15 protein-coding genes are annotated in these 12,729 nt (G+C 72.7%); 7 read left to right on the top strand and 8 right to left on the bottom strand.

Annotation, left to right across the window (positions count from 1 at the left end; all coding sequences use genetic code 11):
• Window positions 1-77: 77 nt before the first annotated feature.
• From amrb99_RS38695 to amrb99_RS38675, 5 genes are all read right to left on the bottom strand, one after another.
• On the bottom strand, window positions 78-761 hold the full coding sequence (locus amrb99_RS38695) for a hypothetical protein (RefSeq protein ID WP_190865840.1): 684 nt from the start codon (window positions 759-761) through the stop codon (window positions 78-80).
• 532 nt (window positions 762-1,293) lie between these two features.
• Window positions 1,294-2,007 carry a TetR/AcrR family transcriptional regulator gene (locus amrb99_RS38690; RefSeq protein WP_190865838.1) on the bottom strand — a complete coding sequence of 238 codons (714 nt, stop codon included), beginning with the start codon at window positions 2,005-2,007 and terminating at the stop codon, window positions 1,294-1,296.
• A gap of 134 nt (window positions 2,008-2,141) precedes the next feature.
• Entirely contained in the window at window positions 2,142-3,338 is a 1,197-nt protein-coding gene (locus tag amrb99_RS38685) for a lipid-transfer protein (RefSeq protein WP_347257036.1), read from the bottom strand.
• A complete protein-coding gene (locus tag amrb99_RS38680; RefSeq protein ID WP_190865836.1) occupies window positions 3,335-3,787 on the bottom strand; it encodes an OB-fold domain-containing protein in 453 nt (150 codons plus the stop codon). Before amrb99_RS38680 ends, amrb99_RS38685 begins: the two co-directional genes overlap by 4 nt.
• A gap of 28 nt (window positions 3,788-3,815) precedes the next feature.
• Complete coding sequence (locus amrb99_RS38675) at window positions 3,816-5,030, bottom strand: MFS transporter (RefSeq protein ID WP_190865834.1); 1,215 nt, start codon at window positions 5,028-5,030, stop codon at window positions 3,816-3,818.
• 79 nt (window positions 5,031-5,109) lie between these two features.
• Between amrb99_RS38675 and amrb99_RS38670 the strand changes: the two genes are divergently transcribed.
• The 4 genes from amrb99_RS38670 (at window position 5,110) to amrb99_RS38655 (ending at window position 8,278) form a co-directional block, all read left to right on the top strand.
• Entirely contained in the window at window positions 5,110-6,009 is a 900-nt protein-coding gene (locus amrb99_RS38670; protein WP_190865831.1) for a LysR family transcriptional regulator, read from the top strand.
• Between the two features lie 91 nt (window positions 6,010-6,100).
• The gene (locus amrb99_RS38665) at window positions 6,101-6,868 is read left to right on the top strand and encodes an SDR family oxidoreductase (RefSeq protein WP_190865829.1); all 768 of its coding nucleotides are present in this window, start codon (window positions 6,101-6,103) and stop codon (window positions 6,866-6,868) included.
• Window positions 6,869-6,879: 11 nt separating this feature from the next.
• Window positions 6,880-7,839 carry an LLM class F420-dependent oxidoreductase gene (locus amrb99_RS38660; protein ID WP_190865827.1) on the top strand — a complete coding sequence of 320 codons (960 nt, stop codon included), beginning with the start codon at window positions 6,880-6,882 and terminating at the stop codon, window positions 7,837-7,839.
• 127 nt (window positions 7,840-7,966) lie between these two features.
• Entirely contained in the window at window positions 7,967-8,278 is a 312-nt protein-coding gene (locus amrb99_RS38655; RefSeq protein WP_194737570.1) for a Fe-S cluster assembly protein HesB, read from the top strand.
• Window positions 8,279-8,359: 81 nt separating this feature from the next.
• Here the strand turns inward: amrb99_RS38655 and amrb99_RS38650 are convergent, their stop codons facing one another.
• The 3 genes from amrb99_RS38650 to amrb99_RS38640 are packed head-to-tail and all read right to left on the bottom strand — an operon-like array spanning window position 8,360 to window position 10,777.
• The gene (locus amrb99_RS38650) at window positions 8,360-8,563 is read right to left on the bottom strand and encodes a hypothetical protein (RefSeq protein ID WP_190865825.1); all 204 of its coding nucleotides are present in this window, start codon (window positions 8,561-8,563) and stop codon (window positions 8,360-8,362) included.
• A 43-nt stretch (window positions 8,564-8,606) separates the two neighbouring features.
• Complete coding sequence (locus tag amrb99_RS38645; RefSeq protein ID WP_190865823.1) at window positions 8,607-9,716, bottom strand: hypothetical protein; 1,110 nt, start codon at window positions 9,714-9,716, stop codon at window positions 8,607-8,609.
• Window positions 9,713-10,777 carry a phosphotransferase family protein gene (locus amrb99_RS38640; protein WP_190865821.1) on the bottom strand — a complete coding sequence of 355 codons (1,065 nt, stop codon included), beginning with the start codon at window positions 10,775-10,777 and terminating at the stop codon, window positions 9,713-9,715. Before amrb99_RS38640 ends, amrb99_RS38645 begins: the two co-directional genes overlap by 4 nt.
• 185 nt (window positions 10,778-10,962) lie before the next feature.
• Here amrb99_RS38640 and amrb99_RS38635 point away from each other — a divergent pair, with 185 nt between their 5' ends.
• From amrb99_RS38635 to amrb99_RS38625, 3 genes are all read left to right on the top strand, one after another.
• Window positions 10,963-11,613 (top strand): MBL fold metallo-hydrolase, encoded by a 651-nt coding sequence (locus tag amrb99_RS38635; protein WP_190865819.1) that lies wholly within the window; start codon window positions 10,963-10,965, stop codon window positions 11,611-11,613.
• Entirely contained in the window at window positions 11,610-12,290 is a 681-nt protein-coding gene (locus amrb99_RS38630) for an HAD family hydrolase (RefSeq protein WP_347257035.1), read from the top strand. The genes amrb99_RS38635 and amrb99_RS38630 overlap by 4 nt, the downstream gene beginning before the upstream one ends.
• Before the next feature lie 162 nt (window positions 12,291-12,452).
• Window positions 12,453-12,656, top strand: a complete 204-nt coding sequence (locus amrb99_RS38625; protein WP_190865817.1) for a PspC domain-containing protein — start codon at window positions 12,453-12,455, stop codon at window positions 12,654-12,656.
• Window positions 12,657-12,729 lie beyond the last annotated feature (73 nt).

The following is a 12,729-nucleotide window of genomic DNA, read 5'->3' as shown; positions in this document are numbered from 1 at the left end:
GCTCCGGGCGAAGGGGCGGGACGGGCCGTGGGGGCACGGCCCGTCCCGCGGGGTGGGGTGGGGTCAGGGGGACGGGATCACGGGCCGAGCGTCAGGTCGGCGCCGCCCGGGTCGGTGACGATCTGGAAGTTGCCGTTGGCCGAGGCCGAGGCCGGGCACCTGCTGTCGCCGGAGATGAACTGCAGCGCCTGGCCCGCCAGCTTGCCCTGCCCGTGCGAGTTGGACGGGACGGGCTTGTTGGCGTTGGTCGGGTTGTAGACGTTGATGGTCAGCGGCGTGGAGGTGGTCAGGCCGTAGTGGCACTCCATGCTGGAGATGCCCCAGGCGGGCAGGGTGAGGACGGCCTTGACGTCCACCGAGGGGTTCGGCGCGTTGATGGTGATCGTGCCGTCGCGGTTGCTCGCGTGCGTGGAGTCGTAGTCGACGTGGCCGCCGGTGTAGGGCAGGTTGAGCGCGGTGACCGTGGTGGTGCCGCCGCGGTTGTTGGTGCAGCCGGTCAGCGACACGCTGTTGAGCTGCCCGCCGGTGCCGTCGGACTTGGTGTAGGCGCCGAGGGACGCGCTGGTGCAGGTGTTGATGATCGATCCGAGGCTGCTGAGCCCGGACAGCGTCACGTTGCCGAGGTTGGTGGCGAGCACGTTGCCGGTGTAGGGGGAGCCGCCGGAGGTGATGGTGCCGGACGCGAGCGCGGAGCCGGTCATGCCGATGAGCAGCGCGGTCGAGCCGACGAGCGGAATGGCGATTTTGCCGAGCTTTCTCATGCTGTCTCTTTCAGGGTGGGAGACGCGGTCGACACGGGCGTCCGCACGGCCTGGGCCCTAGGCCGCGTCGGTGGACGCCGCGGCAACCGGACAGAATCATGAATGACGGCGTTCATCAAGAGGGGGGCCATTCCGGCGGGACCCTCGACCGGGTTTCAGCTTTCGGGTTATGGCGCCGGTCGATGTCCGAATATGACCGACGCTGCGCTGTGATAGCGGTCACGCTGCGTGGAGGCCGGCGGCGAACGCGCAGGGTGCGCGGCGGCGGAGGACGCCGCCCCGATCTGACTGGTCGGTCATTCCGGTTCCCGGTCAAGCTGGCCGTATCCGGCCACCGGTTCGGGCGGCGGTCCGGGACGCCGCCGGAATCGCGGGCTTCAACTGGTCCAATGCGCTCCGGCGCCGGCGCGGGGGCCGTGTCCGCGGGCCGGGGCGGGCGCATCGGGCGCTAATGAAAAACGGCCACGTTTCTCGAATTTGCGCGCCCGCCGCCAACTCCGGCGGCCCGCCCTAATACGCCGCGGACGCCCCTCTACTCGCCGCGCGCCCCCTGCGGCCCCGGCGCGGCGGATTCCGGTTCGCGGGACGCGGCGCCCGGCCCCCAGCGCTCCGGGTCCGGCACGGCGAACGTGTGAAGCAGGCCGTCGCGCAGTTCCGGCAGCGTGGCGGTCTCGCCGCGCGCGATCCGCGAGTACGCGACCTGGTAGATGCCGCCGACGATCGTCTCCGCCATCAGCTCGGGGCTCGGGTAGTGCGGGAAGAGCTCGTGCATGTTGTCGGTCACGACCTGCGCGAACGCGGCCAGCGCCCGGTCCCGGCGCTCGACCGCGAGCGGGCCCGCCGACATCGACTCCACGATGCACATCCGCGCCGCGCGCGGGTTTTCGGACAGATAGGCCAGCAGCGCGCCCAGGCTCGCGCGCACGCGCCCGGTGGCGTCCGGCTCGCCCTGATACGCCTCGACGACGCGGTCCATCATCTGCTCGACGATGACGTCACTGGCCCGCAGAAAGGCATCGTCCTTGTTCTTGAAATGGACGTAGAACGTCGCACGGGAAACGCCCGCATTGGCGATGATGGAATCCACGGTCAGGCCGCGGTAGCCGGCGGTGCCGGCGATTTCCACGACGGCCGCGAGAATGCGGGCGACCTGGTGCCCGGCGACGTAGTCCCGGGACAGCCGGTGCCGGCCGGAGGGAAGCCGCCCCGGCGCGCGCCCGCGGCCGCCGGCGCCGTCCCTCTCCATGCCCACCCCCGCTCACGTCACCGCTCGGGCGGATCGTCTCATGGCGCGGCCCGCCCGCCCAGGGGCGGCCGGGGCGCCGTCGGGCCGCGGCGCGCCGCCCGTCCCGGCCGGGCATGAGGGCGGCGCGCCACGGGTCAGCGGACGGCGATCATGGCGGAGCCGTGGCCGAACAGGCCCTGGTTCACCGCGATGCCCGCGCGCGCGCCCTCGACCTGGCGGCCCTCCGCCTGCCCGCGCAGCTGCCAGGTCAGCTCGCAGACCTGCGCGATCGCCTGCGCCGGGATCGCCTCGCCGAAGCTCGCGAGGCCGCCGCTCGGGTTCACCGGGATCCGGCCGCCCAGCGCCGTCGCGCCGGACCGCAGCAGCTCCTCGGCGCCGCCGACCTCGCACAGCCCGATGTCCTCGTACCAGTCCAGCTCCAGGGCCGTGGACAGGTCGTACACCTCGGCCAGGGACAGCTCGTCCGGGCCGATGCCGGCCTCCTCGTAGGCGGCGTGCGCGATCGCGGCGCGGAAGGGGCGCTCCGGCTCGGGCACCGCGAGCGCGGAGTCGGTGGCGAAGTCGGGCAGGTCGACGACCGTCTTGGGGAACGTCGGCGTCACCGTCGACAGGCCGGACAGCCGCACCGGGTCGGCGATGCCGCTCCGCCGCGCGAAGTCCATCGACGTCAGCACCAGCGCGGCGCCGCCGTCGCTGGTCGCGCAGATGTCCAGCAGCCGCAGCGGGTCGGCGACGACGGCGGACTCGCGGACGTCCTCCAGCGTCACCTCCTTGCGGTACCGGGCGTTCGGGTTCGCCAGCCCGTGCCGGGCGTTCTTGACCTTCACGGCGGCGAAGTCGTCCAGCGTCGCGCCGTGGATCGCCATCCGGCGGCGCGCGTACAGCGCGAAGTAGATCGGGTTGGTGGCGCCGAGGAGGCGGAACCGCAGCCAGTCCGGGTCGTCCGGGCGGTCGCCGCCGACGGGCTTGAAGAAGCCCTTCGGCGCCGCGTCCGCGCCGACGACCAGCGCCACGTCGCACAGCCCCGCGAGGATCTGCGCGCGCGCGGACGCGATGGCCTGCGCGCCGGACGCGCACGCCGCGTAGCAACTCGACACCCGCGCGCCGTTCCAGCCGAGCGCTTGCGCGAACGTGGCGCCCGCGACGAACCCCGGGTAGCCGTTGCGGATGGTGTCGGCGCCCGCCACGTACTGGACGTCCGGCCAGGTCAGCCCGGCGTCGGCCAGGGCGGCGCGGGCCGCGGCGAGACCGTACTCGACGAAGTTGCGCCCCCACTTGCCCCACGGGTGCATGCCCGCGCCGAGGACGGCGATGTCGCGGTTCGCGCTCACTTGACGGGCCTCCACATCCAGACGGTGTACTCGGCCTCGCCGTCCTCGTAGAGGACGCCCTCCGTCAGCTCGACCTCCATGCCCACCTCGAGGTCGTCGACGGTGTGGCCCGGCGCGACCTGCCCGAGCACGACCATCTTCTCGGCCTCCAGCTCGACGGCCGCGACGGTGTAGGGGACGAACGGGTCGGGCGAGACGTACGGGGGCGGGGGCTTGTAGCGCGAGTCCGCGTAGGACCAGATGCGCCCGCGTCCGGACAGCGCGTGCTCGGTCAGCTCCGAGCCGTCCTTCGGGCCTGTGCAGCGCGGGTTGCGGCAGGCCAGCTCGTTGCGCGGGAAGTAGGGCGTCCCGCAGGACGAGCAGCGCGTGCCGAGCAGCCGCACGTCCCCGCTCTCGGTGGTGAACCAGCCCTCGACGGCCGGAAGGCGTTTCTTGGCGGTGGTCGTCACGCGCGTACGGTAACAACCAAGCGCACGCTCACGACCGGCGCCGTCCCACCCAGCGGACGGATTCCATCCCGGCGGCGGCGAGCAGCCCGACGCCGAGCAGGACCAGGACGTACAGGGCCGTCCCCGTCCAGTGACCGTGCTCGTAGGCGACGCCCCCGGCGGTGCCGCCGACGCTGCTGCCCATGTAGTAGGCGAACAGGTACAGGGCGGACGCCTGGGCGCGGCCGGTGGTCGCCCGCCGCCCGACCCAGCCGCTGGCCACGGCGTGCGTCCCGAAGAACCCGACCGTGAACACCAGCAGCCCGGCCCCGACCAGCGGCAGGACCGCCGGGAGCGTCAGGCACAGCCCGCACGCCGCCAGCACGAGCGACCCGACGAGCACCTTCCGGCGCCCGGACCGGTCCGCGAGGAGCCCGGCCCGCGCGGACGCCGCCGACCCCGCGACGTTCATCACCGCGATCAGGCTGACCACGGCGTACGGCAGGTGGAACGGGGCGTCCAGCAGGCGGTACGTCAGGAAGTTGTAGACGGTGACGAACCCGGCCATCGCGGTCAGCGCGATCAGGTAGAGGCGGCGCAGGCCGGGATCCCGCAGGTGCGCGAGCAGCGGCCGGTAGTCGACGCGGGACGGCCGGAAGAACCGCGACGGCGGCAGCAGCAGCCAGAACGCGATCGTGAACGCGAGCGCGAGGAACCCGGTGGCGGCGAGCGCCCACCGCCAGCCCGCGACCTCGGTGACCAGGCCGGGGACGAGCCGGCCGAGCACGCCGCCGATCCCGGTCCCGGCGACGTAGCGGCCCATCGCGCCGCCGAGGTGCTCGCCGTGCACCTCGTCGGCGAGGTAGGCCATCGCGACCGCCGGGACCCCGGCGAGCGCGAGCCCTTGGACGGCCCGCACGGCGGCGAGCGCGGCGAACGACCCGCACAGCGGGATCAGCAGCCCGACCAGCGCGGACGCGACCGACGACACGATCATCACGCGGGTCCGGCCGTACCGCTCCGACAGCGAGCTGACCGGGATCACCGCGATCGCGACCGCGCCGGTGGCGAGCGAGACGAGCAGGCTCGACCGGGCGGGGGAGACGCCGAAGCTCGCCGACAGCTCCGGCAGCAGCGCCTGCGTGCAGTACAGGGACATGAACGTGGTGAGCCCGGCGGCGAACAGGGCGAGGTTGACGCGGCGCAGGCCGGGCGAGCCGAGCCGGTGCCGTTCGGAGAGCTCCAGGGGCGGTGCGACGGTCATGGAGTCCAGCGTCCGCTTCCAGTTCTCATGCGTCCAATGACTATTTGTGCGGAAACCGATGCGGATCCATCATGGATGCATGGATCTGCAGAGTGTGCGGTGGTTCCTCGCGGTCGCCGAGCAGGGGCACGTGACGAACGCCGCGTCCGAGCTGCGCGTCTCCCAGCCCGGGCTGTCGCGCGCCATCGCCCGCCTCGAACGCGAGCTCGGCGTCCCGCTGTTCGACCGGGTCGGCCGCGGCGTCGCGCTGAGCCGGTACGGGCGGGTGTTCGCCGAGCACGCGCGGCGGCTCGCCGCCGAGGAGGAGTCGGCGCGGCGCGCGCTCGCGCAGGCCGCCGACCCGGAGCGCGGCGAGGTGTCGCTGGCGTTCCTGCACACGCAGGGCCCGTCGTTCGTCCCGGACCTGATCCGCCGGTACCGGCGCGACCGTCCCGGCGTGGCGTTCCGGCTGAGCCAGGACAACTCCGAGCGGCTCGCCGCGATGGTCCTGGACGGCCGCGCCGACCTCGCGATCACCAGCCCGCCGCCGGCCGCCCCGTCGCTGACCTGGCACCCGCTCGTCACCGAGCGGCTGGAGCTCGCCGTCCCGGCCGACCACCGGCTGGCGGCGCGCAGCAGCGCCCGGGTGCGGGACGTGCTGGACGAGCCGTTCGTCGCCTTCCGGCAGGGCACCGGGCTGCGGGCGCTGACCGAGGAGCTGTTCGAGGCGTGCGGGGCGCGGCCGCGGGTCGCGTTCGAGGGGGAGGAGCACTCGACGGTCCGGGGGCTGGTCGCGGCGGGGCTCGGGGTGGCGATCGTGGCGCCGCCGCCGGCCGGCGAGGACGTCCCGGGCGTCCGGCACCTCGCGCTCGCCGACCCCGGCGGCGTCCGGACGATCGGCCTGGTCTGGGCGGCGGAGCGGACGCGCCCGCCGGTGGTGGAGGGGTTCCGGGCGTTCGTGCTGGAGCGGGGCGGTGAGCTGCGCGGGTCCGCTAACTGACTCGTCAGTCACTTCGGTACAGTGAACCGAGCCTGATTCTGTTGCCGGACCCGTGCCCCCGCGCGGGGCCCGCCGAGAAGGGAAGTTGCGGATGCGGACTGGACTTCAGGGCAAGACCGCCCTGATCACCGGGGCCTCCCGGGGCATCGGGAAGGCGATCGCGGTCGCCCTCGCCGCCGAGGGCGCCAACGTCGTCATCTCCTCCCGCAAGCAGGAGTCGCTGGACGCGGTCGCCGAGGAGATCCGCGCGGCCAGCCCCGGCGTCGGCGTGCTCCCCAAGGCCGCCCACGTCGGCCACGCCGACGAGGCCGCCGCCTGCGTGGACGCCGCCGTCGCCGAGTTCGGCGCCGTCGACGTCCTGGTCAACAACGCCGGCACCAACCCCTACTTCGGCCCGATGGCCGACATCGAGCCCGCCGCCGCCGCCAAGACCGTCGAGATCAACCAGTTCGCGATCGTGCAGTGGACCCAGCTGGCCTGGCGCGCGTCCCTCCAGGAGCGCGGCGGCGCGATCATCAACATCGCCTCCGTCGGCGGCATGGTCACCGAGCACGGCATCGGCTACTACAACGCCACCAAGGCCGCGGTGATCCACCTCAGCCGCCAGTTCGCGGTCGAGCTGGCGCCGAAGGTCCGCGTCAACTGCATCGCCCCCGGCCTGGTCAAGACCCACCTCGCCCGCGCCCTGTGGGAGAACAACGAGGAGCAGATCGGCAAGCACATGCCGCTCGGCCGCATCGGGGAGCCCGAGGACATCGCCAACGCCGCGGTGTTCCTCGCCGGCGACGCCTCGTCCTGGATGACCGGGCAGACCCTCGTCGTCGACGGCGGTTCGACCGTCCGGCCATCGATCGCCTGAGGAGGGCGCACATGTCTCGCTGGGGACTGACCATTCCGCTGACCGGCGTCCCGCTCGCCGAGCACCGCGAGATCGTCGCGGGCCTGTCCGAACTGGGCTACACCGACGCCTGGTCCGCCGAGACCAACGGCACCGACGCCTTCACCCCGCTCGCGCTGGCGTCCCAGTGGGACCCGGCGCTGCGCCTCGGCCCCGCGATCGTGCCGGTCTACACCCGCGGCCCCGCGCTGCTGGCCTCGCACGCCGCCACCCTCGCCGACCTCGCGCCCGGACGGTTCGTCCTCGGCATCGGCACCTCGTCCGACACGATCGTCGAGCGCTGGAACGGCATCCCGTTCACCGAGCCGTACAAGCGCACCCGCGACACCCTCCGCTTCCTGCGCAAGGCGCTCGCCGGCGAGAAGGTCAAGGAGGACTACGAGACCTTCTCGGTCAAGGGCTTCAAGCTGGAGAACGCGCCCGCGACGCCGCCGCCGATCGTGCTGGCCGCGCTGCGCCCCGGCATGCTGCGGCTCGCCGCCCGCGAGGCCGACGGCGCCATCACCAACTGGCTCGCCCCCAAGGACGTCCGGACGGTCCGCGGCGTCCTCGGCGACGACCCGGAGCTGGTCGCGCGGCTGTTCGTCTGCCCGACCGACGACGCCGAGGAGGCCCGCGGGATCGGCCGCTGGATGATCGCCGCCTACATGAACGTGCCCGTCTACCGGGCGTTCCACGAGTGGCTCGGCCGCGGCGAGGCGCTGCGCCCGATGAACGAGGCGTGGGCCGCCGGGGACCGCAAGAAGGCCCTGGAGGTCATCCCGGACGAGGTCGTCGACGACCTGATCGTGCACGGGTCGCCGGAGGCGTGCCGGGCGCGGATCCGCGAGTACGCCGACAACGGGCTCACCACCCCCGTGCTGGCGATCGTCCCGGGCGGCGGGCTGTCGCCGGCGGAGGCCGTGCGGGCCCTCGCCCCCAACGCCGGCTGAGACGCGGATCCGGCGCCGCCGGGCCGGGGATCCGTCGCTCTTCGCGGCCGAAAGTTCGCTCGCCGTGAGGGTTTGCCGCACCTCGCAGTGGGGAGGGTGAGGCAGACCCCCATCCGAAACGAACCCCATGAGACGTGAGGAGCTGATCGTGCTCACGCTGACCAGCGGTGCCGTCCAGGTCATCAATACCGTGACCGCCAGCCCGGAGCTTCCGCCGGAGACCGGCATCCGCATCGAGTCCGGAGTCGATGGCTCGGACGCGCTGCGGCTCTCGGTGGCACCCGCCCCGGAGGCCGGAGACCAGGTCGTCGAGGAAGAGGGCGCCAAGGTCTACCTGGAGCCGAGCGTCGCCCAGCTGCTGGACGACAAGACCCTGGACGCCCAGGTCGACCCGCAGGGCGACGTGGCGTTCACCATCGCCGAGGGAACGGCCATGTGACGTGACCGCCCGCCCCCGGGCGGGCCCGAGACGAGGGGCCGGGGTGCCGATCCGCGCGATCGGCGCCCCGGTTTCGTCCTGTCAGCGGACGGCCGCCACCACGGCGACCACGGCGAAGACGAACGCCGCGGTCGTCAGCACGAGGAAGGCGGCGATCACCGCGCAGGCCAGCCCGCGCGGCTGGTCGCGCCAGGTTCCGTAGCGGTCGCGCACCTGCCGGTCCAGCTCCCTCCGCCGCGCCCGGCGCCTCTCGTCCTCCGGGTCCTGCGATGGCGGCGTCGTCACGGTCGCCAGTCTGGCAGAACCCGCCTCGTGGAGCGGCCGGGGATCAGCCGTTCGCGGGGAACGAGGGGTGCGGGCCGAGCGCCCAGTACTCGAACAGCCCGTGGCCGGTGGCGGCGGTCCCGGGGGCGGCGCCGTCCAGGTACTCGTAGCGCCCGACGGCGTCGACCATGCCCCACATACGGGCGGCATCGTCCGGTTTGCGGGTGTCGTAGGTGACGCCCTGGACCTTCAGATCGGGCCCCTGGTACATGCCGTGCTTCCAGTCGGGCTCCAGCCCGTACCCGGTCCCGACCATGAGGTGGACGGGCAGGATGGGTGTCGCGCGGACCTTGAACGGCTCACCGCCCGGGGGAGCGAACCGTAGCGTCGCCGCCACCACGTCCCGCGTCCCCTCCGCGTACTCCGGCCGGTACTCGGGACGCCCCAGGTACTCGGGCTCGCGGCCGTCCGGCCAGACGCGCGTCGCCTCCTCCAGCAGCCGGCGGCCCTTCTCGTCCTCCTGGAGGATGCAGAGGATCGAGTGGTCCTCGAACTGCATCGGCGCGTACAGCCAGTAGAACGTCCCGGCGTTCTTCACCTGGATGCCGGGCGGTTCCGGTTCGCCGACCGGCCGGATGCCCCAGGAGCGGTCGCGCGAACCCCACCAGTGGTCCGGCGTGACGTCGATCGTCTCGCCCTCGACGGTGATCGTGCCCGTCCAGCGGCCCGTCTGGGCGAGGCGCCGCGAGTCGAACACCACCCGCTCCTGCCAGCGCAGGTAGTGCGGCGGCTCCAGCGTCGCCGGGATCGCCCCGTCCCAGGTCAGGTCGAACGACAGGCCGTGTCCGGTCTCGTCGAGGACGACCCGCAGCCGCTTCAGCCCCTCGATCACCTCGACGCGGAACGGCCCGACCGACGTGTCCATCCGGTCGTTCCCGAGCTCCCGCGACGCCCGGACGACCTTGTGCAGCGGCCCCCGCCGGATCACCGCGAACGCGTCCATCACCCCGAGGTTCGGGTACTGCCCGACCCCGATGAGCATCATCATCTCGTCCGAGCAGGGGTGGACGTTGAAGTAGTAGCGGTCGTAGAAGTTGCGGTCCGACGTCGTGACGTGCCGCATCACCTCGGGCGCCTGGTGGATCGGGTAGTCGTCGAGCGGCGAGAGGGTCACGTGTCGCCTCCGAGGATGCGCGCGAGCAGCTGCGTGCAGTTGTTGTCGTAGGGGAAGTCGGAGTCCTCGCCGATCCAGCCGAAGTCCACCATGGCCTGCCCGATCCGGGCCATGATCACCGAGAACTTGAAGCCGGAGAGGATCTCGTAGTACGGCATGTCCCGGACCGGCCGCCCGAGCAGCTCCTCGAAGCGGGCGATCGTGTCGGCGTAGGACGGGAAGCCGTCCAGCCGGGCGGCGCCGACGCCCTCGGAGTGGTGCCGGTCCAGGAACATGAACCAGGCGAGGTCCTCCTCGGGGGCGCCGAGCATCGCCGTCTCCCAGTCCAGGACGGCGGCGGGCGCGCCCGACCGAAAGATCACGTTGCCGATGCGGGCGTCGCCCCACAGCGCGACCGGCGGGTCCGGCTCCTCGGGCCGGTTCGCCTTCAGCCACTCCAGGGCCTTCAGCGCCGTCTCCTGCGGGCCCTTGTACGCCCAGTGGAGGTAGTGCTCGTAGTAATTGAGGCGCTGCTCCAGGCCCGGCGCGCCCCAGGCGGGCATGTCGAGGAAGCCGAGGCCGAGCTCGCCGACGTCCAGCCGGTGCAGCCGCGCGATGATCTCCAGCGTGGACCACCACATCGCGGCCCGCTCCTCCGGCGCGACCTCGGTCACCCAGCCGTCCATGTGGTACGGCGGCATGTCGGTCGGGACCCGGCCGTCGATCCGGCCCATCACGAAGAACGGGGCGCCCAGCACGCCGTCGGACGGCTCGTACCAGCGGATCGGCGGCACCGGGATGTCGGTGCGCTCGTCCAGGATCCGCATCAGCCGGTACTGCTCCTCGAAGCGCGGCTCGGGGAAGATCTGGTAGTTCGCGGGCGCGACCCGGGCGACGTAGGGCTCGCGCCTCGTGGTGCCGTCCTCGGTCCACTCGGCGTCGAACATCAGGGTCTCGCTGGAGAAGCCGCTCGTCTGCGGCGTCTCCAGGTGGGGGATCGCGGCCCCGGGCAGCCGCTCCCCGAGCCAGTCCGCCAGGGCGGTCCGGGTGATCTCGGGATCGCGTTGGTCGGGAACGGGCATTCGCCGCCTCCTCGGTCCGGTGCAACGCCCGAACTAGAACGCGTTCTAGTGGCGTTCACCGTGTTGTATCAGCGGCGACAGGGCCGGTCAATGGTCCGTTCACGGGGAGGCGGGCCCGGGGCGCGGGGCCGTCCCCCTCGGGAGGTGCCGGTCCGTTCACCGGACCCGCGTGGAAAACTGGCGGAATGCGTCTCACCAAGCTCGGCCACGCGTGCGTGCGGCTCACCGAGGACGACCGCACCCTCGTCATCGACCCCGGCGGCCTCACCGGGGACGCCGACCCCTACGCCGGGGCGCGGGCCGTCCTCGTCACCCACGAGCACTTCGACCACTTCGACGCCGACGGCCTGCGCAAGGCCATGGCCGCCGACCCCGCGCTCGAGGTCTGGACGTCCCGGACCGTCGCCGAGAGCCTCGCCGACCTCGGCGGGCGCGTCCACCAGGTCGGCCACGAGGACGCCGTCACCGTCGCGGGCTTCGACGTCCGCGTCTACGGCGAGGACCACGAGATCATGCACCCCGACCTGCCGCCGATCCCGAACGTCGGCTTCCTGGTGGACGGCGAGGTCTTCCACCCCGGCGACGCGCTCACCGTCCCCGGCGAGCCCGTCCCGACCCTGTGCCTGCCGGGCAACGCGCCCTGGATGCGGGCCGTCGACCTGTACGAGTACACCCGCGCCGTCCGCCCGGAGCGCGCCTTCGCGATCCACGACGGCCTGCTCAACGAGGTCGGCCTGTCGGTGATGGAACGCGTTCTCACCGGCGCGGGCGAGGAGCTCGGCCGGGAGTTCCGCCGCCTCGCCCCCGGCACCACCGTGGATCTGGCCCGCCCGTGAACCGTCCGCACCCCCCGGCCCCCCGGTCCATCCAGGCGGTCTTCTTCGACATCGGCGAGACGCTGATCAACGAGGGCGAGATCTACGGCCGCTGGGCCGACTGGCTAGGCGTCCCGCGGCACACGTTCCTCACCAAGCTGGGCGCGATCCTCGCCGCCGGCGGGAGCCACCAGGACCTGTTCGAGTACTTCCGGCCCGGGTTCGACCTGGAGGCCGAGCAGAAGCGGCGCGCGGCGGCAGGCGTGCCCAACGGGTTCGGCCCGGACGACCTGTACCCCGACGCGCGGGCCTGCCTGGCGGCGCTGCGCGAGCAGGGGCTCTACGTCGGGATCGCCGGGAACCAGCCGGTGGAGGCGGCCGAGCAGATGGAGGCCCTCGGGCTGGACGCCGACGTCATCGGCATCTCCGACGTGTGGGGCGTCCAGAAGCCGGCGACGGAGTTCTTCGAGCGCTGCGCGCAGATCGCCGACGTGCTGCCGGACCGCGTCCTGTACGTGGGGGACCGCATCGACAACGACATGCGGCCCGCCGTGGCGTTCGGGATGCGGGCCGCGTTCCTGCGGCGCGGCCCCTGGGGCCACGTCCAGCGGGACGACGAGACGCTGGCCGAATGCCTGTTCGTCCTGGACGACCTGGAGGACCTCCCCGCGCTCGTCGCCCGGCACAACGCCCCCTAGGGAAGATCCCGTACCCCTCGAGAGGGACGGGCAAAGGGTTCGGAAGGGGGATGTCGGGCCGGATGCCCGGTTCGTAGCGTGAATGGTGTGGCCGCGAGAAACGCGGCACACGGGCCGGGAGGCCCGCGTTCACGGATCGACGGATCGGGGAGAGAAGAAATCATGAACGGCCTTTATCGTCCGCGCCACGGCCGGATCATCGCCGGCGTCTGCGCCGGGCTGGCACAGCGGTTCGGCATGGCGCCGTGGACCGTCCGGCTGCTCGCCCTGCTGTCCTGCCTGCTGCCGGGCCCGCAGTTCGTCGTCTACCTGGTGCTGTGGGTCATGATGCCGAGCGAGGACCGGTACGTCGCGCGCGCCCACTGAGTCAGCGCGCACTGATCAAGATCATCGGAATGGCTCGACCGGGCCCGCCCTTGGGTGTTAGATCGGTGCACAG

The sequence above is a fragment of the Actinomadura sp. RB99 genome (genome assembly GCF_014706005.1).
In the GTDB taxonomy this organism is placed as follows: Bacteria; Actinomycetota; Actinomycetes; order Streptosporangiales; family Streptosporangiaceae; genus Spirillospora.
Note: the sequence above shows the minus strand (reverse complement) of the source record. Positions and strands in the feature narration are given on the sequence as shown.